Origin of the sequence: Hornefia porci, from assembly GCF_001940235.1 — a bacterium.
Classification (GTDB): domain Bacteria; phylum Bacillota; class Clostridia; order Peptostreptococcales; family Anaerovoracaceae; genus Aminicella; species Aminicella porci.
On record NZ_MJIE01000001.1, the window covers coordinates 1746294 to 1768559 of the forward strand.

Here is a 22266-nt window from a genome sequence, read left to right on the forward strand (position 1 = left end):
ATAATTTCAGGGTTGCCTTTTTCTGCGGAAAAGAAGATAATCATATTAGGCATTTTCAGCAGATTGAACACATCATCACGGAGGTTGATATGACAAAGGATATTTATCAGGTTATTGAAGACGCGTTTCACCAGGCGGTGCAGGTCCGCCGCGCTCTTCATCGCCGTCCGGAGCTCAGCGGCCGGGAGGCGGAGACGGAGGAGCTGATCTGCCGGGAGCTGGACGCGATGGGAGTGGAGTATCGCAGGCATGTGGCGGGACACGGCGTAATCGCCACGATTTACGGAAAAAACCGGGAAACCGCGGTGGGTATCCGGGCGGACATCGACGCTCTGCCGGTAGAGGAACGCACAGAATCTCCCTTCAAGTCTGAAATCCCCGGCGTCATGCACGCCTGCGGACACGACCTCCATACAGCGACGCTTCTGGGAACGGCCCGGGTTCTGAAGGCCGTCGAAAACGAACTAGAGTACAGCGTCCGTCTCTTCTTCGAGCCGGCTGAGGAAACCACCGGGGGCGCCTGGCCCATGATTCAGGCGGGGTGCCTGGAGGATCCCTCCGTTCCCTTTGTCATCGGCCTGCACAATGATCCGCTGCTCCCCTGCGGCACAGTGCAGTTCATCCGGGGCTGCATGAACGCAGCCTCAACGGAATTCTTTGTTACCGTTCACGGAAAGGCCTGCCACGGCGCGCATCCGCACACCGGCGTGGATCCTCTGATCCCGGCCTGCGAGATCGTGCTGGCACTGCAGTCTGTCATCACACGCAGACTGGATCCGGCGGCGACCGCGCTGATTACCGTGGGTGAAATGCACAGCGGCACCAAGGAGAACATCATCCCCTCTGAAACAAAGATGTCGGGGATCATCCGGGTTCTGGACATGGAGCTCAGGGATTACATCAAGGAGCAGGTGGCGACCGTCTGCAGGGGCATCTGCGAATCCGCCGGCGCGACCTGCGATGTGGAATTCAGCGACAGCTATCCGACGCTGACGAACGACGACAGGCTCCTGGAAATAACGAAATCCGTCGCTGTCCGTGAGCTCGGAGCGGAAAACGTGTCAGTCTCCGACCATCCCAGCCTGGGCGCAGACGACTTTTCCTACTTCTGTCAGTCGTCCCGGGGCCTGTACTTCAACGTCGGCGCGCAGAGGCCCGGAGACCGGAAGGCCGCGCCGCTGCATTCCGGGACCTTCGACCCTGACGAGAACTGCATCCATACCGGAATCGTGATGGAGGTATTCGGGGTGATGGAAATCATGAAGGCGCCGGAGATGGACGGTGCGACAAAGGAAAGTGCAGACGGCACCGCCGAGGCAGCCGACACGACAAAAGAGAATACAGACGGCACCGCCGAGGCAGCCGACACGACAAAAGAGAATACAGACGGAGCAAAGGAGACGAGAGAATGAGCAGGTTACGAAATCTTCCGGACGGAATCCGGCTGATGCATACGATTATCCATTTCAATTTTTATTCCAGAGGCATTGAAAAGGCCCGCGCGGAGGGAGACGCAGTGAAGGAGCGGGAGGAAATCGCCTCCTCCACCTTAATCTGGGCGAAGGACGTCGCCGAAAAATTCCGGATGGATATCCGCGTCACCGGACGGGAAAATATTCCTGATAAAGACGGCTTTGTGTTTATTTCCAATCATCAGGGGTATGCAGATATTATAGCGATGTTCATCGCCGCGGAAGGCCGCCAGATTGGATTCATTGCCAAAAACACGCTGGAAAAGGTTCCTTATTTCGGCAAATGGATCAGGATGATTCGCGGGCTTTATATCCAGAGAGGGAGCGCCAAGGAAGCGCTGAAATCCATCTCTGACGGCGCCAGTCTCGTGAAGAACGGCTACAACCTGGTAATCTTTCCGGAGGGAACACGCAGCAGAGGACCGGAAATGGGCCCGTTCAAGCCGGGCAGCTTCAAGCTTGCCACCAAGGCCAAGGCCCCCATCGTACCGGTCACCATTAACGGCAGCTATCACGTTTTCGAGGAAAAGGGATATGCGCAGCCGTCTGTTATCAGCGTGACGATTCATCCTCCCGTGGAAACCCGCGACCTGTCACGCCGGGATCTTTCCGGCGTAGAGGCGGCGGTAGAGGAGACAATCCGTTCGGCGCTGAAACAGGAACAGGAGAATGAACACGGACAGAAATAAGAAAGAGAGGCAATATTATGCTTACAGTTACACAGGATAATTTCGAGAAGGAAGTAATGCAGTCTGACGTTCCGGTATTTCTGGACTTCTGGGCACCCTGGTGCGGTTTCTGCGTCAAGCTGGGCCCGACCGTAGAGGAGCTGGAGCAGGAGTATGGGGACAAATACAAATTCGGCAAGGTCAATGTAGACGAAAATCCCGCGCTGGCCGCGAAGTTCGGCATCATGAGCATTCCGGTCACCATGGTTGTGGAGAACGGAGATCTCCGCAGCAAGGTGATGGGCGCCTACCCCAAAGACGAGCTCGTGAAGCAGCACAATCTTTAGTGAACAAAGAACAGGTATCAGCGGAAGGGCCGGTACCTGTTCTCCGGGCTGCAGCCAATGTGCTGCAGCTTTTTTTGTGAAATCATCTATAAATCAGCGACTGCTTGAGCACCTTTGCCCGGCAGCCGCTGTTCAATCTCATACAGCCGGTCCCGTGCGAAAGCTGTTCCACCCCGGATAGCACGCATTCGCACCGAGCTCCTCTTCAATCCTCAGGAGCTGGTTGTACTTGGCGACTCGCTCGGAGCGGGACGGTGCACCGGTCTTGATCTGACCGGTGTTCAGGGCAACAGCCAGATCCGCGATGGTCGTATCTTCCGTCTCGCCTGAGCGGTGGGAAACAACAGCGGTATAACCGGCCCTGTGCGCCATTTTTATTGCTTCCAGAGTTTCGGAGAGCGAGCCGATCTGATTCAGTTTGATTAAGATAGCATTGCCTGCACCGTACTCAACCCCCTTGGACAGGCGCTCTGTATTGGTGACAAACAGATCGTCGCCCACCAATTGAATGCGGTCTCCCAGTTTCTGTGTCATGAGCCGCCACCCGTCCCAATCCTCTTCATCCAGCCCATCCTCGATGGAACGGATGGGGTACTTGTCCACCAGAGAGGCCCAGTGGTCTATCAGCTCCTGCGAGGAAAACACTCTGCCGGATTTAGGCTGGCGATACATGCCTGCAACAGCCTCTCCATTTTCTGCAAACTTCCACTCCGAAGCCGCGGCGTCGAGAGCCAGAACGAAATCCTTACCCGGCGTATAGCCGGCTACCCGGACAGCCCGCAGGATGAGCTCAACGGCTTCTTCGTCACTATCCAGATCAGGAGCAAAGCCTCCTTCATCTCCTACAGAAATGGATTTGCCCTCTGCCTTCAGAATCCCTGAAAGCGCATGAAAAACCTCTGCACACCAGCGCAGGGCCTCACGGAATCCGGCAGCCCCCACCGGCATAATCATGAATTCCTGTGTGTCCACGGAATTTCCGGCGTGCGCGCCGCCATTGAGGATATTCATCATCGGAACAGGAAGCCGGTTGCCATTAATACCTCCGAGAAAGCGATACAATGGCAGGTTCTGAGAATCCGCAGCCGCTCGGGCAGCAGCGATAGACACCGCCAGGATGGCGTTGGCCCCGAGGTTTGATTTGTCTCTGGTTCCGTCTGCCTCTCGCATAGCGGCATCTACTGCATAGATGTCAGAGGAGTCGACCCCGGAAAGTTTCTCCCTGATTGTCGTGTTGATATGCTCTACTGCTTTCTGAACACCCTTGCCGCCATAGCGGGCAGTGTCTCCGTCCCGTAGTTCCAGTGCCTCAAACTGTCCCGTGGACGCACCGCTGGGAACCATACCCCGACCGACGGTCCCGTCTGCAAGTGAGACCTCTGCCTCTACTGTCGGGTTGCCTCGGGAATCCAGTACCTCTCGGCCAATGACATTTTCGATCTGCAAATTACATTTATTCGTCATAATTTCTGTCCTTTCTGCGCGCAATCACGGCGCTATTTTGTAGGAGGAATCGCCTTCTGCATTCCATCCTTAACGCTTTGTGTGCTTCCGCCATAGTAGAAAAGCGCGACTCAGTATGTTAGAATAAAAGCACACGGAGGTTTTGGAGGTTTTGATGGATACAACTGTTCTTTCACATGTCGAATTATTCCGCGACATCCAGATAAAAGAGCTGCAGCTGTTGCTGCCCTGCCTTCAGGCACGAGAAAAACGTTATGCCAAAGGCGAAATGATCTGCCGGGCGGGAGAGACGATCTCCGAATTGGGTGTGGTGGTCTCCGGCAGCATCAACGTAATGGTGAATTTCTACTGGGGCGGCAGCAATATTTTCGGCCACTTTGAGGCCGGCCAGGTCTTTGGAGAGACCTATGCCGCACTTCCGGAGCGGGAGCTGCTGGTGGATGTGGTGGCAGCCGAGGATTGTATGATCCTGTTTCTCAGCCTCAACAGTCTGCTGACCACCTGCCGGAGGGGCTGCGCCCGGCATCATCAGATCATCCGCAATCTGATTCGCCTCTCCGCGGAGAAAAATTTCTCCCTGTCCACTCGCATGATGCAGACCGCCCCCAAGACGATCCGCGAGCGGCTCTCCCTGTATCTCTCTGAGCAGGCGCAGCGCCACGGAAGTAATCACTTCACGATCCCCTACTCCCGCCAACAGCTGGCGGACTATCTGAGTGTGGACCGGAGCGCTTTGTCCAACGAGCTGAGCAAAATGCAGCAGGACGGCCTGATCCGTTTTCACCGAAGCGAATTCACGCTGCTGAAAGAACTGGACATGTAACGACAACAGCAGATACAGGATAGACGACCCCTGCGGACCGTCCGTCCGTATTTATTGCACGAAATGCTCTTTCGCAAACTCCATATCCTGTACAACCTCTACGGTGCCAAGATACTTTCTCTCCTTATCCCGCACCGCCAGATAGGTGACAAGGAAGGTGCGCCCCTTCTTCTCCATCCAGACGGGAACGCTGTCCCTTCGGTCATTCCGGAAATCATCGATGATAGCGCGGACCAGAGGCTCCACCTTCGGCGGATGACAGGCGAACACCTCCCGATCAATGGCCATTCCGGGGCGCTTGAACACCTTAGGACCCTCATTGAAGTAACGGTTATAGTTGTCCGCATCCACAAAAGTAATCTCCACCGGGATAGTGTTCAAAAGAGCTGTGAGCTGGTCGATGCTCATATGGCCGCCGGGCATGACGACCTCTCCTCCATGCGCAGAGGCTGTCGCTGCCGGCGCCTCGGCCTCTGGCCAGACATCGCCCTTCACGCCCAGGCAATCGTCATAATCCTGAGCGTCTCGGTAAATACCGCGCCACTCCGCTTCGGAGAAGTTCACCGCACAGATCGGGAAGAGTATGTTGTTTTCCTTATAGATCATCTCCTCTGCCCGCTGCAGCGCAGCTCGCAGCCGCTTCTCCCATGCCGCGTCATGTACATCAATCTTACTGACCTCCGCCAGCTCATCACGGATTTCATCGTCCACGATCCACATCACATCGGAGGGACCGGATATCTCATAATTCACCTTCAGCAGCGGGTACAGAAGATCTCCTTTTTTTGCATAGTGAACGGAGAGCTCCCGGATACGGGAAAACAGTTCGCCCAGCTCCTCGTGGGCATCCAGACGTGCCTTTGCCTCCGTGAGCCAGCCGGACAGAACCTCATTCTCCCGTGTCAAAGTGTGTAGCGGGTGGCCGGGAACAGCCGCCAGCTCAGCCATCCGTTCATTTTTGCTTCCGTAGTCCTTCTGCGCTGCCAATTCCTTCGCCCGCTGTACAGACGCCATGACCTCCTTCTCTGCACTGGCGATCTGTTCCTCTCGCGTAGTGCCGTGGAACAGTGCGGAGTGAACATCGCAGAGCTTCTGAACCTCCCCCGGCGGCGTGCCTTCACGCATCAGTTCCTGCTCGGCCTGCATAATCTCGGAAGCCTCTACATTCTGAAATTTCTCTACAAAATCCGCCCGTACACTCTCCAAAGATTCCCCCTCACCCAGACGTCGCAGATATGCCTTGAGCTGTTCTGTGCGAGAGACGGGAGTCTCCTCTGCCGCATCGGCAATCGGCGTCTTTGGCGCTTCATCCTTTGCCTCTGCCGGCATCTCGCCTGACAGGGTAAAGCCGTGCTCCATCAAAACTGCAATCACCTTATCCATGTGGATATTCTTCATTTTTGCTCCTCGCGGAATGGTCATCAGCTTTCCCACCGAGTGCAGCACAGCAGGTTTTTTAATCTCCGTAAATCCCAGTTCCGCCATAATATCCTGAAGCTCCGGGTACTCTGAAACAAGCTCGTAGACAGAGCGCCTCATATCAATTGTTTTGCTCATCATCCTGTCCTCCTTTGTCAGACTCTGCGTGTATCATACCGTGTTTTCCACAAAGTATCGGTTGTTGCTACAACGGAAGAATTCTTTCTGCAGAAAAAACTTTCGGCTTTGTATTTTTAAAATACAGTTATACGCAGGCGTATACGGTTATCAGCTTATTCTGTTGTAAGAGGATGATGTCCTGTATCACAAATCGGAGCTATGGACAATCCCGCAGAAACGGAGCAGCGTAAAGGTAACGACGGCTGTCACTGCGTTACTGATATTTCTTCAGCTGCTTTTCCACCTTATCTGTTTTCAGCCTCTTCACAGCTTCCTTCAGATCATCTTTCACATACGACCGATAGGATCTCCCGATACTGAGAAGTTTCCCCTTCAGAATCATCATGACCGGATAATCTTCAGCGCGTTCTCCCATATCATCATACGCGGGATCGACCGAAACGATTCTGCCGTCTTTCATTGAAACAGAGTAAAGATCCGCTTTTCCGTCCAGATCCGCTTCTGTCACAATAACACCTTTATCCGACAGATAATATTGCACACTGGTCAGCGCCACGAAAATATCCTGACCGCCGTCCTGCGACCTTACTCCCGAAATCCTGAGATGATCACAAAAAACATTAGGTTCTCTAAATCTGCTTTCTTCATAGGTATTCAGTTTTTTCTCCAGCTCAGCGACACTCATCCCCTGAAGCTCCGCAGGATATCTGATATGACAGCAGACGAAAAATCCGCCGGCCAGAACCACAACTGCGGCAACGAGAATCAATGTCCATTTTTTCTTTCCTGACATTCTGTCCCTCCCCCTGTCCTATTTTACTATTGCAGATACCTTAAAATGTCAATTTATTACACACATTTTCAAAGGCAATCTCAGCCGTTATTTCGAGTACACCGCATCATTTTTAGAAAGAAGATATACGCAATACTGATTCATGCTGATTCCCTCTCTCTGTGAGTGCTCTGTCAGTGATCTGTGCAAGCTTCGTGGAATTCTCAGTTTGAACTGCCCGGAATAATATTCCAGACTGTCTGGCTCATAAATCTCCGCTCCGGCTTCCAACGCTGCTTCAATCCATGCTTTTTTCGCATCCAAGGCATTGGCTGCCGCGCTTTCCACAGTTTCTCCACAGGTAATACAGCCCTGCTTTCTGAACGTATAATGGCTGCTTCCACTTCTCGGAGCATTCATTTCATATCCGTAGCTTTCCAATACCTTCCGCAGTTCATTAAACCGGAGGTCTTTCGATAAACTGCATATACGTGCTATCAGTTTGTCTCATTTTGACATTTCTTATACCTCCTGTTTCTATTATATGTGGTGTCGTATATGGTGTCAATTTCTTCTGATAATTGATAATCCATATATTCTTATTCAACTTTGATCTTTTCATTTATGATCTGTATCCCTCCCGCTACCGGCGGATTCAAGGCTTTCATCCGTTAGAACATGTGCTCGCCGGGCGCACAAATAAATAACGGCACAGCCGGGTTTCACGCCCGACTATGCCGATCATTCCAGGGATCAGGAATGCCTGAGAGAATTCTCCTTTGTGCAGCATTTTTTGTAAAATCATCGCCGTCACTCTCCGTGGCTGGAGACGCCGCTTCCCGTAATCGGAATCGCTTCGCCGCCCAGCACGGAGGAGGGCTTTCTGATACATTTGAGAAAGTCTTTGTTCCTCGCCAGCACCTCGCGGATCTCCCGGGCGGACTGTCCGTGATAGGTCTTCTGATCCGCGGAAACGCCCAGCGCGCTGAGGCCCAGCTTCCGGGCAATATACAGCGACCGGTACATGTGATAGCTCTGGGTCACGACGACCATGTTCTTCACCTGGAAGATTGACCGGGCGCGGTACATGGAATCATAGGTAGAGAAACCCGCGTGGTCGCAGAAGATGTCTTCCTCCGGCACGCCGGCCTTCTTGGTGTAGGTCAGCATAACGTGAATCTCGTTGTGGGAAACGGTCCCGTTGTCACCGGTCAGAAGGATCTTGGGAGCGACGCCCTGCTGATAGAGGGCGATGGCCACGTCCAGACGGTCTTTCAGCATGCGGGTGGGAGTATTATAGTCCACAATTCCGCAGCCGAGCACCATGATACAATCCGGATCCAGCTCCTGCAGCCGCTTCTTCTGCGCGCTGCTGAGCTTCGCATCGTCTTCATCCGCACCCTTTACCGCCTTGACAATATACGATTTTTCTTTGTTCACAACATACGAATTGACCGTCACAACAGCCAGCCCGAGGACGACCGCGGCGACGATCAGAATGATAAGCGCTATTCTGATGAATTTCCTGATTCTCTGCAATACATACACTCCTTTTTTGCAAAACAGAATGGAATATGTTAAAATCAAATTGTCTATTATTATAGCACAGATATGTGTGTTTAGGAAGGGTAGTGTAGAGAATGAACCGATTTGCTGTAACAACCAGAAGACCTTACGATATCCTGATCGGGCAGGACATTCTGGCGGACACCGGATCCTATATCAGGGAATGTGTGGAGCCGTGTAAAGCGTGTTTAGTTACGGACAGCAAGGTGAATACAATCTATTCTCAGGTTGTAATTTCCTCGCTGATCGAGGCAGGATACCAGACTTCTAAAATCGTCTTTCCGGAGGGCGAGCATTCAAAAAATATCACGACGTATACAAACATCCTGGAATCCCTGGCGGAGGAGGGGCTTTCCAGAAGCGACCTGATTATCGCTCTGGGAGGCGGCGTGGTCGGCGATCTTTCCGGCTTCGCCGCGGCTACCTATCTGCGGGGAATCAAATACATCCAGGTGCCGACCACCTATCTGGCGGCGGTGGATTCCTCCGTGGGCGGCAAAACCGGACTGAACCTCCTTTACGGAAAAAATCTGGCGGGAGCATTCTGGCAGCCCTCTATGGTAATCTGCGATTACGACACGTTCAGGACCCTGCCGGAGCAGGAGATGCTTGACGGCGTCGCGGAAGCGGTGAAGAGCGGCATGATAATGGAGGCGAACCTTATCGACAAAGTTCTGAAAAAGGATTACGGCAGTGTCATCGAGCGCTGCGTGTCTATAAAAAAATCCATCGTGGAGGCGGACGAGCGCGACACCGGAATCCGCCAGCTGCTGAACTTCGGTCATACCGTCGGACACAGCATCGAGCGCCTCAGCTCCTATAAAACCTCTCACGGCCTGGCCGTCGCGAAGGGCATGGTCATGGAGTCATACGCCGCTTACAAAATGGGACTGACCGATTTCGACGCCAGCGGTTTCCTGCGGGAAACCCTGAGCCGCTTCGGCTTCGACCTTTCGATTCCGTACACCGCCGAAGAGCTCTATAAATACGCGCTGAACGATAAAAAAATCCACGGCGACTGTATCGCCATGGTCATTCCGGAATCCATCGGCAAATGCCGTCTGCAGAAAATTTCCCTGTCTGACCTGGGCAAATTCCTGCGTCTGGGGATGGAGGATTACCCGGGATGACGCCATATATCCTTAATATGCATTCCGTATGTCATTGAAGAACCGCGAGGAGGTAAAAATGCGCACAGTAGTAGCAACAAAGAAAGCGCCTGCGGCCATCGGCCCTTACGCGCAGGCAAACATCATTGATAATTTTGTTTTCACATCCGGTCAGATCCCGCTGGATCCCGACAGCGGCCAGATTGTGGAGGGCGGCATTGAAGCGCAGACCCGGCAGGTCTTCGCCAATCTGAAGGCTGTACTGGAGGAAGCCGGAAGCAGCCTGGAAAACATGGTGAAAACCACCTGCTTCCTTGCGGATATGAACGATTTCGCAACGGTCAACGAGATCTACGCCACCTATTTCCCGGGCGGCGTGTTCCCTTCCCGCTCCGCGGTTCAGGTCGCCAGACTGCCGAAGGACGCACTGATCGAGATCGAAGCAATTGCTGTCATCAAATAGCAGCAGGCATCATTTCACAATTCCCAGTTCCTCGGCTTCTTCCCGCAGCATGGAATAGCATCGGGAATCCCGGCAGACGCCGGTCCATGTCTCGTAAGAGTGGCGTATCGTCCCTTCGTATACAAAACCGCATTTTCGGATTACGCCCTGGGATCTTTCATTGTCCGGCGCGGTGCAGATTCCCACCAGCGCAAGACCCAGCTCCTCAAATGCGAAACGCAGCACTTCACGGCATGCCTCCGTCATGAGACCTCTGCCCCACATATCCTTCGCCAGAGAATAACCGATTTCCCTGGAATTCTCATCTCTGTGCCGGTCATTCTCCAGTCCGATGGTTCCGATCAGTCTGCCGTCCTCCTTCAGAAAAATGGCCCAGGCCTCCACAGGCATAAACATTGTACGTATGATTTCCCGGGATTCCTCTGCACTTTCATGAGGTTTCCAGCCAGCGCGCGGCCCCACATCAGGATCCTTCGCATATTCGTAAAGCCCCTGCGCGTCCTCCTCAGTATAGGCTCTCAGTATAAGTCTCTCTGTTTCCAGTGTTTTCATTTTCTTTCTCTCCTTGCTGTTACAGTGATTTCCGGATTCTACAGGAAAAATTCCGGCTCCGCCCGTCTCTGACAATGCTCCTCCAGATACGCCACATGGGACAGGAAGGCGGTATCGCCAAAATACTTTGCACCCTGAGGACAGTTCACCACACAGGCGTGGCATTTGATGCAGATTCCCGGCACCCGGGACGTCTCCATGACGTCTATGGATCCCAGAGGACAGACGCGGGCGCAGATTCCACAGTCATCGCATTTAATCAGATTCGTCTGAACTTTAGCCTTCAGGAACTTCGCGGGCAGGCCGTCTCTCCCCAGAGGCGTATAATACGGACCCACCTCTTCACGCCCCGCAATCAATGCGATTTCCGCTGTACCCATTCCGGCTGCTGATGCATCGTCTAATTTAGTTTTCACCTGTTCCGCAAACCTGTCCACCTTCGCCAGGTCCTCTGCATCCGGCCGTCCCGGAGCGATTTTTTTCGAGAAGACATGGCGACACGCCACGGCGGCTCCCGCGACAGGAACAAAACCCAGTCCGCTGAGCTCCTGCGTCAGCTCTGTAAGCGAACTGTCGAAATTTCTGTTTCCGAAGGTGACCACCGCAACCGCCTGTGCCCCGTTACCTCTGAACAGCTCACGAATCATGGGCAGGACCTTGTTGGGAACGCGGCCCGCATAAGTGGGCGTCCCGAATACCACCAGCGTCTCCCTGTCGAATACAAAGGTTTCTGTGCGAGCGCAGGGAAGCGTAAAATCAACGGTTCGCACCTCCGGAGCGCCGGTCTCTCCGGTCTCCGCGGCGTCTCTTCCGGCGTTCTCATTTCCGATCTCGCCGGTCTCCGCGGCGTACTGCTCTGCAAGCTTCGCCGCGATGCGCTCTGTCACTTCCTTTGTTCCTCCCGCTGCGCTGAAATACGCCGCCGCAATTTTTCTGATCACCATTCCTTCTCCTCTCTCGCTCTCCGCACGGATGAAAACGACCGTCTCATCGCGGAGGATGCTCCGCAGCGCTCTCAGGCGCTCTTCAGCGCCCTCCGGCGCCCGCCTGGCCGCCGCGCGGATGAAAACGCCCCGACCTTCGCCGGGGCAATATTATCCTATTCTGTAGTGCTGATAATCGAATTGTTGCTCTTATCAATCTGGCTGACCTTCATCTTGGAAGCGTCGTTGGGATCGACCTCCTCCAGCAGACCCAGCAGGCTCGGACCCAGATAGACAGTCTTCAGCTGCTTTCCGTCCAGCGTAATCTTGCTCTGCTCCGTGAAGTTCTGACCCTTGATATAATATTTTCCGCCGACGTTGACCACCTTGGTGATCTTGATCTTTTTGACGCCCATCTTCATGCCGGCCTTTCTGAACGGATTCTTTCCGCCGTAGGCGTACTCCTGTCCATAGAGCATATCATATCCCAGAAGCTTCAGGTTCGGCAGGTAGGATGCAGACTTGTGGCTGACGTTCTGATGGTATCTGAAAATCGTGCCGGTATGGATTCCCACACGGTTCAGCACATCGGCCGCCAGCTGATAGGCCGCCTGATCCTTGTCCTGCTTTTTCATCTTATAATTGCTCCAGATTACATACTGAGTCTGGTAGAGATCCTTCGCCTTGTAGGTGTCCTCTGTGATGTCCAGAGCCGGAATGTGGTCGCCGTACATGACCAGAACCACCTTCTCATCGTATTTAGAAAGAGTCTCCGTCAGTTTCCTGACAAACTGATCCATCTCATAGATCTGGTTGACGTAGTATTCATACTCGTTCTTCGCCGCCTCGCTGGGCGCCTTTGTCACCTTGATCCTGGGATCGGCGATCATCTTCTCGCTGGGGTACTTTCCGTGCCCCTGCACTGAAATCGTATAGATGTAGTCTCGGCTCTTTGTGGATTTCATCGCATCCATAATCTGTGAGGTCAGGATTTTGTCCTTGGCCCAGTTCTTCGGCGTCTTCTCCGCGCCGCTCATGTATTCCAGCGAGGTGAAGGTGTCGTAGCCGATATTGTTGAACACGTCGTTGCGGTTATAGAACATGGCCCTGTGATTATGTATCGCGTGGGTTCCGTAGCCGATATCTTTCAGATCCCAGGCGAGACTCTCCGCGGTCTTGTCCTTCAGGACAGATTTGAACGGATATTCGCCCGGTCCGAAGAATTTGACCGAGATTCCGGTCATCACCTCGAACTCCGTATTCGCAGTACCGGCGCCGCAGGCCGGAACCGTCAGAGACCCGGAGGAATACTTCTTCATCAGCGAACGATAGTACGGAATGGGATCCTGCGAGTACTCCACATTAGTGAACAAAGTAGGGTCCACGAAGGATTCCAGCTGCAGGAAGAGGATGTTCGGCCCGTCCTCGCTGTCCCTGCTCTTTGTCTTCGTGATTTTCACCGTCCCGCTCTTGCTGATGCCGCTATCCTTAATCACCTTCCTCACACTCTCCTCAGAATAGTCGGAAGGCTTGTGAATCCCCTGATTCAGCCATGTGTTGACAAAGCAGTACGCGACGCCGTAATCCTGATAGGCATAGGCAAGATTTCCGAAGAACGTGCTGAGCACGTTGATTTTCAAAAGCCCGACGGTGCTGCCGAAGGCCGTGAGGATAATCAGAATCACCACGAGGAGGTTCCTCTTCAGCTTAAGCTTTCCCTTCTCTACTCTGGGCCCCTTGACAAACAGCCATACGAGCACGACGGCCATGATCACCAGGGAGACGACCATCACAATCAGCTTTGTACGGGAAATATAATTGGTCATGATCGTGGCGCCGTCCGTCATGGCACTGAGATCCTTCATCGTGAAGGGGGTCATTCTCTGCGTCAGAATCACGCCGTTCGCGATTCCGATGGCGATCCAGAGTCCGGATATGATCGTCGCGAAAAATATCCGCCGCCGGAACAGGAAGCAGACCGACAGCGTCGCGAAAATCAGCAGCGCGTTATAAAAAAAGATCAGCGGATGTGTAAATACGAAAATAATTCCGCCCAGTACCGGGATGCTCTGGCGTTCCAGTGTCTCCAGAATAAGATTGACGATGCAGGCCCATATCGCGTACCGCGCCATCCCATAGCGGACGCCTTTGTCTGAAACGATTTTCAAGTCCTTTATTTTTTTCATAAACAAGTTTCCTCTTTTGTATCTCCTTATCCGTTTTCCCCTGTCACAAAGCCATTGGCGATGGCCGCGAAATTCTGCAGCGACAGGGTTTCAGCCCTCTGTCGGGGATCGATGCCGGCCTTCTCCAGGCACGCTCTTATGGCGTCCTTGCTGAAGCCGGCCCCGGTCAGGGAATTAAGCAGAGTCTTTCGCCTCTGCCCGAATCCCGCCCGGACGCAGCGGAAAAACATCGCCTCATCCAGCAGGCTCACCGGAGGCTCCGGGCGCATATCAAGACGCAGCACCGTAGAATCCACCTTCGGCGCCGGAAGAAATACCTCTCTCGGAACTTCCTCAACCACGCTCACCTCACAGTAATACTGCACCGCGACAGACAGCGCGCCGTAAACGCGGGAGCCCGGCGGTTCTTTAATCCGCTCCGCCACCTCCTTCTGCATCATGACGGTGATGCTCTCCACAGGAAGATGACTCTCCAGAAGCTTCATCAGAATCGTCGTCGTTATATAGTAAGGAAGATTTCCGATAATCTTCACATGTTTGTATTTTACACCTGCTTCCTCAGAAATCAAGGACGCAAGGTCCATCTTCACAACATTTTCATTTATGACGCGGATATTGTCGTATCCGGCCAGCGTGTCCGCCAGAATCCGGATCAGTCTCTCGTCGATCTCGATAGCGACCACGCGGCCCGCTTTTTCCGCGGCGGCGCAGGTAAGCACGCCGATTCCCGGTCCGATTTCAATGACCAGGTCCTCCGGTCCGATCTCCGCGCCGTCGACGATGCCGTCGATGACGCCTTTGTCTGTCAGGAAATTCTGCCCCAGACTTCTGGAGAACTGAAAACCGTATTTATTCCGGATCGCCCGGATTACAGATGGATCGTACAGCTCCATAAAATTCCTCTCTCGTTATGCCGAATCCGTTCAGTCTCGCAAGCATCCGCCTGCTGTTCCCGTAGCCGATTCCCAAAGCAGCCGCGACCTTCTCCCGGCGAAGGCGGCTTCCTTCTGCGCCGCACAGACCCGCAGCCTCCAGGTCTTCCATGGTGAAGACCTCACTTCCATCCTGTTTTGTGCAGTGAGCACGGGCGAGAGCCTCGCGGATCGCCTCCGGAGAAGCGTTCTCCACGCCGATATTCTGTCCCCGCAGCGCCTTGTCTCTGGGCACAAAGGCCTCCCCGGCTTCCGGAAAACGTTCCTTCACCTTGCGGCGGATGTTTTCGCCGGCCGGGTCCGGATCAGTGAAAATGATGATTCCCCGCGTCCGCGCAGCAGTCTCAATCTGCTCCCACATCCGATCGCTCATTCCGAAGCCGTGGGTCTCTATCGTCTGGGCGTCCACCGCACGGCGAACCGCCGCAGTATCGTCCCGTCCCTCTACGATAATCACCTCTCGTATTTTACTTTTCATTGGATTTTCCTTTGTTGTCATCGTCACCGGTGATGTACAGGATCTCCCCCGGCTTGATCATATTCAGCTGGGTGCGCGCCTGCTCCTCGATGTAGTTCTTGTCGTTGACGTTCTTCAGCTCCGCCTCCAGCTTCTTCTTCTCCGCCTTCAGCTCCACGTTCTCCTTTTTCAGGTTCTTCTGCTCGATGCGGAGCTCCACGATGTTTTTAACCGAAAGCGCGAAAATAATCCCGACGATTAAAATCACCACGGTCAGCGCCATGCGGGTCTTGTTGATCCGCACTCTCTTTTTTCTTCTCCCGGTATTTCTCCTAGTTTTCCTTTCCATTTTCCATACCCGCTTTTTGTTTCAGCCAGATCTCAGCCTCTTCCATACGCTTCCCCCTGCAGGAACAAGGCTCTCCCATGTCAGTGATGCCTGTATCATGGCATTTGTTACAATAATATCTCTTATCTGTATAGTCCAGCTCAAAATTATGGTCAGTCAGAAGAACCGCCCGTTCTTCCTCCAGATCATCTCTCTCCTTATTGATTCCCGCTCCGACCTCGCTTTCCCGGCCTTCAATCAGCGCCTTGGAAAGTGCGGTTCCCAACTGCTGCATCCGCTGGTCGATCTCGCGGATGCGCGGAATCTGCGCGTACACCTCCTGTGTCCTGTTCTCTGCGTCCCGTTCGGAGCGTTCCCGCAGATACAGGTAATATTCCTTCAGCTGCGCCTGAGTCACCGTGATTTTTTTGTTCACGTCGTTGTCGCCCCGGCGCTTTGCGTCCTCCTTCCAGTTTTCCAGCACTTTGTTGACGTAGCTGAAATTCGGGTTCGTGATCCCGGTGGTTTTCCCGACGGCGTCAAGAACACGGTCCATGCTGTATCCGTATACGTCGAACCAGCGATCCATCATCTCCCGCTCCTTCTCTGTGGCGTTGCGGGTCAGACCCAGCGCCTGCAGAACACGGCGGTACTGGTAGAATCTCTGGTCGATTTCCTCCAGGTAATGGTTCACCTCGTCCACGGTGTACAGCCCGTTCTCCGTCCAGCGCCGGATGACGCTCTCGATGTACCGGAAGCTGTTTTTACCCTTTTCGACGCAGTAGCCGATTCCGTAGGTGACGATTTCCGGCGGAATCCTGTCGTCCATGATCCAGGAGATTACGCTGCGGATCTCCGTGGAGCTGAGGCTGCGCCCCATAGTCTGCTCGATTTCATCGAACAGTTCACGGAAGCGCTCGTCACCGAAGACCGCCTCCTGCTTCTCCGCACTGTCGGAAACAGCCTCGCCGCTGCCGTACATCAGCTCCTTCAGACTCAGAAACTCCACCGCGTAATCAGCCTTCCCGGAAGCGCCGATGTAGTGCCTGCGGATGGCGCCCACCTCTTCCCAGTAGGTCCACGCCTCCGCCACCTTTTTCTCGGAAACGCTCAGCTGCTTGGCGATTACTTTGTCCGTCATCTCCATGCCGAACTCGGCGTACATATATGCGAACAGGTATACCTTGACAAAATCTCCCGGCGCCGCCGGCAGGTATTCATTGATAAAAATATTTTCTATCTGTGAATCGTGCAGATAGAAATCTGTGACTTTTCCTTTGATGAAACTCACGCTCTGCCTCACCCCGATTATGCCTTATCACTGAATTTGGTGTACCGGGCCACCCACGTCAGCTCGACGGTTGCCGTCGGGCCGCTTCTGTGCTTGGCGAGATTGACCTCGCAGATTCCCGGCTTTTCGGATTCCTCGTTATAGTAATCGTCCCGATACAGGAAGATGACGATATCTGCGTCCTGCTCGATGGCGCCGGACTCTCTGAGGTCGGACAGCATCGGCCTGTGGTTCGGCCGCTGCTCCGGCATGCGGGACAGCTGTGACAGAACCAGAACCGGACAGTCCATCTCTCTGGCAAGCAGCTTCAGGTAGCGGGACAGATTACTGATCTCCTGCTGCCTGCTCTCCGCCCGTCCGTCCGACTTCATCAGCTGAAGGTAGTCGATGACCACCAGATCCAGCCCCTTCTCAGTCTTAAGCCGCCGGCATTTGTTCTTAATCTCAAACACGCTGAGATCCGGCGTGTCATCGATGTTGATATTCGCTTTGGACAAAGTATCCGCCGCAAGCATAATGCGGTCCCAGTCCTCCCGGTCCAGGTTTCCCTTCTTGATGTTCTCCATCTCCACCCGGGCTTCCATTGCCAGAAGTCTCTGCCCCAGCTGTTCCTTGGACATCTCGAGGCTGAAGATCAGAACCGACGCGCCGCCCTTCACCGCAGCGTTCTGCGCGATGTTGAGGGCGAAGGCGGTTTTTCCCATTGCAGGCCGCGCAGCCAGGATGACCAGATCGGACTTGTGCAGTCCATAGGTCACCTTATCCAGCTCTCTGAAGCCGGTGGTGACGCCGGTGATCTTGCCCTGATTGCGTACCGCCTCGTCCAGCATGTCGATATCCGTGAACAGAACCTCCTTCAGCGGCGTGTAATCATGGCTCTGCCTGGACTGGGCGATTCCGAAGATAGACTGCTCCGCGTAATTCAGAATCTCCCCCGGATCCTCGTTCTCATCGAAGCCCTTCTCCCGGATCTCCTCCGCGGTCAGAATCAGCTTCCGCAGGGAAGCCTTTTCCGCGACGATCCGCGCATACTCTGACGCGTTGGTAGCGGAAGGAACCTCGCTGGAAAGAGACGCCACATAGCTTCGTCCGCCGTCTTTTTCCAGTATTTTCCGATTCTTCATTTCATCACAGACCGTGACGATATCCACCGGCTTATCCTCCCGGAACAGATCCATCATCACAGTGAAGATGTCTTTGTTCGCCCCGTCGTAAAAATCCTCCGGACGGACCAGCTCAATAATGTCTGAAAGAGCGTCCTTGCTCAGCATCGCCGCTCCCAGAACGGAACGCTCCGCCTCCAGATTATGGGGAGGGATCTTCTCTGCCATCAGTCTGTCACCTTCACATTCAGCCTGGCGGCCACCTCCGGATACAGTTTCACGTTAATCTCAAAGCTTCCCATCGCCTTAATCGGCTGGGGCAGCTGAATCTTTTTCTTGTCTACTGAGATATCGTGCTGCTCCTTCAGCGCCTCCGCAATGTCCCTGGAGGTAATGCTGCCGAACAGTCTTCCGCCTTCGCCGGCCTTGGTACGGATGACCACCTCCAGGTCGCGAAGCTTCTCCGCCGTCGATTCCGCCGCGGCTTTTCTCGCCGCCTCCTCTTCCGCCTGCTTCTCCTTCACCTTTTCCAGTGTATGCACGTTACCCTTTGTCGCCTCAATCGCCCATCCCCTCGGGATCAGCATATTCCGGGCGTAGCCGTCGTTCACCTTGACAATATCGCCGGCCTTGCCGCTGCCTTTTACATCTCTCTTGAGAATTACAATCATCTATGTCACTCCTTTTCCTCTGAAATAATGTGTTTGATCAGCTCCAGAACCTCTTCCGGGCTTTCCTCGACCTGTGCTCCCGCGGTGGTCAGATGTCCGCCGCCGCCCAACTTCTCCATAATCACCTGCACGTTCAGCGCGCCCAGGGAACGGGCGCTCACCACCGTTTTCCCCGCGTCGTTTCTGCTTGCGACAAAGGATGCCCGGACGCCCTTGATGTTCAGCAGCTCATCCGCAACCTGTGAATTGATAATCTGCGCGTCCCGGTTGTATCCCTCACAGACAGAGGTGGCGATGCCGTTGTCGTGAAGCTGTGCCGCCGCAATGCTCCTGGCCCGGACACGGAACGCGTCCATGTCGGTCTGGAAGAACCGCTTCACCTCCGTGGTGTCCGCTCCGGAACGCCGCAGCCACGCCGCGGCCTCGAAGGTCCGGACGCCGGTCTTGACGGCGAACCGGTTGGTATCAATGGTAATTCCTCCCAGAAGAGCTTCTGCCTCCAACTTGGAAAGCGCGCGCTTGCGTCCCGAATACTGAAGGATTTCCGACACCAGCTCCGACGCCGATGATGCGTAGGACTCGATGTACGACAAATCCGCATTCTTGATAGCGTCGGCCGCCCGGCGGTGATGGTCGATAATGGCAATTTTTCCCACCTTGTCAATCAGCGGCCTGCAGGTCAGATATCCGGGCCTGTGGGTGTCCACGATGATTAACAGCGTGTCGTCGCCTGCCAGTTCCTGTGCCCGCTCTCCGGAAATGAAGCTGTATTTGGAAGACTCCTTGGCCTGCTTATAAATCACCCGAAGGGAATCGTTGACCTCGTCCAGAACGATGTGGGCTTCCTTGCCCTGCATCTTGCATACGCGTACCATTCCCAGCGCGGCGCCGAAGCAGTCCATATCCGGATTGGTATGCCCCATGATCATAATCCGTCCGGCGTCCTCGATCATCTGCCGGAGGATATGAGCGATTACTCTGGATTTTCCTTTGTTCGTCTTCTCCACGGTCTGGAGCTTTCCGCCGTAGTAATCGATCTGATTGTACCGCTTGACCACGGCCTGATCGCCGCCCCGCCCCAGCGCCAGATCCAGTGCGGCGCTTGCCGCCTCTTCCGTCTCCAGAATCGTCTCGCCGCCGTTTCCTACGCCGATGGAAAGGCTCATCGGGAAATCCGCCTCCGTCTCGATCTGCCGGATCTCGTCGAGTATCGCGAACCTGCTGTCTACCATGCCCTTCAGATAGGAATGCTGGAAGTACATCACATACTCGTCGCTTTTGTTATTGATAATCGATGCCCGGATGTCCGCCGCCCACTTCCGGATCGTCTTGTCCACCTGCGTGGAAATCTGCATGCGCATGTCCGGCAGCGTGCTGGCGATCAGTTCATCGTAATTATCAATGCGGATGATACAGACACAGGTCCGCTCTTCCTCGTAGGTCTCCTTCAGCGACTCATACCGCGTTATATCGTAGAAGTATACCAGCATATTGCTGGGGGGCGCTGTTCCGTTCATGCTGGAAAACAGCCGGAATTTTTTTCCGTTGCGCTCAATCGTCCGGTAGACATCGGTCTCCGCCGCCGTCATAAGATCGTCGATACGGATCCCTGTCAGCGCGAAGAAATCGCTTCCGGTGATTTCATCATATATAAAAACGTCGCTGATCCGCGAGTTGAATCCAACGATCTTCCCTTTCTGATCCACAACGCACATCGGAAAAGGCACGCTCTCCGTCAGTTTTTTTTCAAATATGGTTTCGCTCATTTACTCTTCCTCACATGATCCGGCTGCAGCTGTCCGTTCGCGCCGTTCTTCTCACATTTCCGCCGCTGCGGCCGGAAAATGTTTCACATGAAACATTACCCTCTACTCCACTGATTTCAATATGTCGATAAGCCGGTTCAGCTCCTCGCGGCTGTAAAATTCCAGTTCGATGGTCCCCTTCTTTCCTTTCTGGTTGATGGAGACTCTCGTTCCGTATATTTCCTTGAGTTCGTTTTCCACCGAAACGGTGTCCGGACTTTTCACTCTTTTCGCCGGAGTCTTTTTTCCCGGCTTTCCTCCGGCAGCCAGCTTCTCCGCCTCTCGGACGGAAATTCCCTCTCTGATGATTCTGTCGCAGATTTCCTTCTGCCGCGCCTCACTCCTCACTCCCAGGAGCGCCCGTGCGTGTCCCGTAGTCAGTCTGCCCGCTCTGACATGCTCCCGTATCTCTTCCGGGAGCTTCAGCAGCCGCAGTGAATTGGTGATGTACGGTCTGCTTTTGCTGACGCTTCTGGAGACCTCCTCCTGCGTCAGTCCGTAGGCCTTTATCATTTCATTGAGACCCATGGCTTCTTCGATGGGATTCAGATCCTCCCGCTGCATGTTCTCGATAATCGCCACCAGCATGTTTTCCTCATCGGTAAACTCTCTGACGATACACGGAACCGTATCCAGATCCGCTTCCCTCGCGGCCCGCCATCTGCGTTCTCCCGCGACGATCTCGTAATGACCGTCCGCATGGCGGACGACCAGAGGCTGAATAATGCCGTGCTCGCGGATGGAGTCGCTGAGCTCTGTAATCTTCTCAGGATCGAAGGTCTTTCTCGGCTGGTTGCGGTTGGGAATGATGTCATTAATATCCACATAGATGATGCTGTTTTCATCCGGACCTTCTGCCGTCTTCTCATTGTTTCTGCCCGGGTCGATAGGAGCCTGGTCCGCGAATAAAGCGTCCAGTCCTCTTCCCAGACCTCTGTTCTTAGGAGACTTCCCACTCATTATAAGACGCCCTCTCTTTCAAGGAATTCCTCTGCAAACTCACGATACGCCTCCGCGCCCTTGGACCGAGGATCATATTCGACGATGGGCATTCCGAAGCTCGGTGCCTCCGCAAGCCGGATATTCCTGGGAATCACGGTGGAATAAACCTTGGCTCCGAAGTATTTCTTGACCTCCTGAACCACCTGAATCGAGAGATTGGTGCGTCCGTCAAACATGCTGAGGACGACTCCCTCCACCTCCAGATCAGGCTTCAGATTCTTACGCACAAGCTCAATCGTGCTCATCAGCTGGCTCACACCCTCCAGCGCATAGAATTCACACTGAATAGGAATCAGCACCGATTCCACTGCACTCAGAGAGTTGATGGTCAGCAGTCCGAGCGAAGGCGGACAATCGATGAAAATATAGTCATAGTCGTTCCGGATCTTGTCGATTGCTTTCTGCAGACGTTTCTCGCGCCCTTCCAGCTGGACCATTTCAATTTCCGCTCCGGCCAGATCCACATTCGCCGGAATCAGATCCAGATTCTCCACACTGGTATGCAGCACAGCGTCCCTCGGGTCGAAATTGTCCTCAATGAGGAGCTCGTAAACGGTATACTCCAGTTCCTTTTTAGAAACGCCGATACCGCTTGTGGTATTACCCTGAGGATCGATATCCAGCATCAGGACCCGTTTTCCTTTCAGCGCCAGACACGCTCCGAGATTGATGTTGGTCGTGGTTTTTCCAACGCCGCCCTTCTGATTAAAAATAGCGATTGCTTTACCCAATTTTATCCTCCTCATTACTGACATGTTTACCTGTTCCTCTA

23 protein-coding genes are annotated in these 22266 nt (G+C 54.0%); 6 read left to right on the forward strand and 17 right to left on the reverse strand.

Annotation, left to right across the window (positions count from 1 at the left end; all coding sequences use genetic code 11):
- The first annotated feature begins 89 nt into the window (after positions 1-89).
- Genes BHK98_RS08245 through trxA form a run of 3 tightly spaced genes read left to right on the forward strand, consistent with a single transcriptional unit; the run spans position 90 to position 2487 of the window.
- Positions 90-1412, forward strand: a complete 1323-nt coding sequence (locus BHK98_RS08245; RefSeq protein ID WP_075713271.1) for a M20 metallopeptidase family protein — start codon at positions 90-92, stop codon at positions 1410-1412.
- Positions 1409-2161, forward strand: a complete 753-nt coding sequence (locus tag BHK98_RS08250) for a lysophospholipid acyltransferase family protein (RefSeq protein WP_075713273.1) — start codon at positions 1409-1411, stop codon at positions 2159-2161. Before BHK98_RS08245 ends, BHK98_RS08250 begins: the two co-directional genes overlap by 4 nt.
- Positions 2162-2178: 17 nt before the next feature.
- Positions 2179-2487: a thioredoxin gene (trxA, locus tag BHK98_RS08255; RefSeq protein WP_075713275.1), complete on the forward strand. Its 309-nt coding sequence runs from the start codon at positions 2179-2181 to the stop codon at positions 2485-2487.
- Between the two features lie 138 nt (positions 2488-2625).
- On the opposite strand, the gene eno is transcribed toward trxA, so the two are convergent.
- Entirely contained in the window at positions 2626-3951 is a 1326-nt protein-coding gene (gene eno, locus BHK98_RS08260) for a phosphopyruvate hydratase (protein ID WP_075713277.1), read from the reverse strand.
- Positions 3952-4105: 154 nt separating this feature from the next.
- On the opposite strand from eno, the gene BHK98_RS08265 reads away from it, so the two are divergent.
- Positions 4106-4774 carry a Crp/Fnr family transcriptional regulator gene (locus BHK98_RS08265; protein WP_075713279.1) on the forward strand — a complete coding sequence of 223 codons (669 nt, stop codon included), beginning with the start codon at positions 4106-4108 and terminating at the stop codon, positions 4772-4774.
- Positions 4775-4825: 51 nt separating this feature from the next.
- Here BHK98_RS08265 and BHK98_RS08270 read toward each other — a convergent pair whose 3' ends face one another.
- From BHK98_RS08270 to BHK98_RS08285, 4 genes are all read right to left on the reverse strand, one after another.
- The gene (locus tag BHK98_RS08270) at positions 4826-6331 is read right to left on the reverse strand and encodes a DUF438 domain-containing protein (protein WP_075715091.1); all 1506 of its coding nucleotides are present in this window, start codon (positions 6329-6331) and stop codon (positions 4826-4828) included.
- 256 nt (positions 6332-6587) lie between these two features.
- Positions 6588-7127: a hypothetical protein gene (locus BHK98_RS08275; protein ID WP_075713281.1), complete on the reverse strand. Its 540-nt coding sequence runs from the start codon at positions 7125-7127 to the stop codon at positions 6588-6590.
- An 87-nt stretch (positions 7128-7214) separates the two neighbouring features.
- Complete coding sequence (locus BHK98_RS08280) at positions 7215-7547, reverse strand: toxin-antitoxin system HicB family antitoxin (RefSeq protein ID WP_465250945.1); 333 nt, start codon at positions 7545-7547, stop codon at positions 7215-7217.
- 369 nt (positions 7548-7916) lie between these two features.
- Positions 7917-8654 carry a SanA/YdcF family protein gene (locus BHK98_RS08285; protein WP_075713283.1) on the reverse strand — a complete coding sequence of 246 codons (738 nt, stop codon included), beginning with the start codon at positions 8652-8654 and terminating at the stop codon, positions 7917-7919.
- Positions 8655-8746: 92 nt separating this feature from the next.
- Here BHK98_RS08285 and aroB point away from each other — a divergent pair, with 92 nt between their 5' ends.
- Both aroB and BHK98_RS08295 read left to right on the forward strand, forming a co-directional pair.
- Positions 8747-9802: a 3-dehydroquinate synthase gene (gene aroB, locus BHK98_RS08290; RefSeq protein ID WP_075713285.1), complete on the forward strand. Its 1056-nt coding sequence runs from the start codon at positions 8747-8749 to the stop codon at positions 9800-9802.
- A 58-nt stretch (positions 9803-9860) separates the two neighbouring features.
- Positions 9861-10244 (forward strand): RidA family protein, encoded by a 384-nt coding sequence (locus BHK98_RS08295; protein WP_075713287.1) that lies wholly within the window; start codon positions 9861-9863, stop codon positions 10242-10244.
- Between the two features lie 9 nt (positions 10245-10253).
- Here BHK98_RS08295 and BHK98_RS08300 read toward each other — a convergent pair whose 3' ends face one another.
- From BHK98_RS08300 to BHK98_RS08355, 12 genes are all read right to left on the reverse strand, one after another.
- Complete coding sequence (locus BHK98_RS08300; protein ID WP_075715095.1) at positions 10254-10796, reverse strand: GNAT family N-acetyltransferase; 543 nt, start codon at positions 10794-10796, stop codon at positions 10254-10256.
- 38 nt (positions 10797-10834) lie between these two features.
- Positions 10835-11740, reverse strand: coding sequence for a hypothetical protein (locus tag BHK98_RS08305; RefSeq protein WP_075713289.1), 906 nt, complete (start codon positions 11738-11740; stop codon positions 10835-10837).
- Positions 11741-11895: 155 nt separating this feature from the next.
- Entirely contained in the window at positions 11896-13905 is a 2010-nt protein-coding gene (locus BHK98_RS08310; RefSeq protein ID WP_083628169.1) for an LTA synthase family protein, read from the reverse strand.
- A 26-nt stretch (positions 13906-13931) separates the two neighbouring features.
- Entirely contained in the window at positions 13932-14798 is an 867-nt protein-coding gene (rsmA, locus tag BHK98_RS08315) for a 16S rRNA (adenine(1518)-N(6)/adenine(1519)-N(6))-dimethyltransferase RsmA (protein WP_075713291.1), read from the reverse strand.
- Entirely contained in the window at positions 14755-15315 is a 561-nt protein-coding gene (rnmV, locus tag BHK98_RS08320; RefSeq protein WP_075713293.1) for a ribonuclease M5, read from the reverse strand. Before rnmV ends, rsmA begins: the two co-directional genes overlap by 44 nt.
- Positions 15305-15643 carry an FtsB family cell division protein gene (locus BHK98_RS08325; protein WP_083628171.1) on the reverse strand — a complete coding sequence of 113 codons (339 nt, stop codon included), beginning with the start codon at positions 15641-15643 and terminating at the stop codon, positions 15305-15307. Before BHK98_RS08325 ends, rnmV begins: the two co-directional genes overlap by 11 nt.
- Positions 15627-16913, reverse strand: a complete 1287-nt coding sequence (locus BHK98_RS08330; protein ID WP_075713297.1) for a DnaD domain protein — start codon at positions 16911-16913, stop codon at positions 15627-15629. The genes BHK98_RS08325 and BHK98_RS08330 overlap by 17 nt, the downstream gene beginning before the upstream one ends.
- 17 nt (positions 16914-16930) lie before the next feature.
- Positions 16931-18244, reverse strand: a complete 1314-nt coding sequence (gene dnaB, locus BHK98_RS08335) for a replicative DNA helicase (RefSeq protein ID WP_075713299.1) — start codon at positions 18242-18244, stop codon at positions 16931-16933.
- Positions 18244-18687 carry a 50S ribosomal protein L9 gene (gene rplI / locus BHK98_RS08340; RefSeq protein WP_075713301.1) on the reverse strand — a complete coding sequence of 148 codons (444 nt, stop codon included), beginning with the start codon at positions 18685-18687 and terminating at the stop codon, positions 18244-18246. Before rplI ends, dnaB begins: the two co-directional genes overlap by 1 nt.
- Before the next feature lie 5 nt (positions 18688-18692).
- Positions 18693-20453 carry a DHH family phosphoesterase gene (locus tag BHK98_RS08345; protein WP_075713303.1) on the reverse strand — a complete coding sequence of 587 codons (1761 nt, stop codon included), beginning with the start codon at positions 20451-20453 and terminating at the stop codon, positions 18693-18695.
- A gap of 102 nt (positions 20454-20555) precedes the next feature.
- Entirely contained in the window at positions 20556-21452 is an 897-nt protein-coding gene (locus BHK98_RS08350; protein WP_075713305.1) for a ParB/RepB/Spo0J family partition protein, read from the reverse strand.
- On the reverse strand, positions 21452-22225 hold the full coding sequence (locus tag BHK98_RS08355; RefSeq protein ID WP_075713307.1) for a ParA family protein: 774 nt from the start codon (positions 22223-22225) through the stop codon (positions 21452-21454). Before BHK98_RS08355 ends, BHK98_RS08350 begins: the two co-directional genes overlap by 1 nt.
- Positions 22226-22266: the final 41 nt, after the last annotated feature.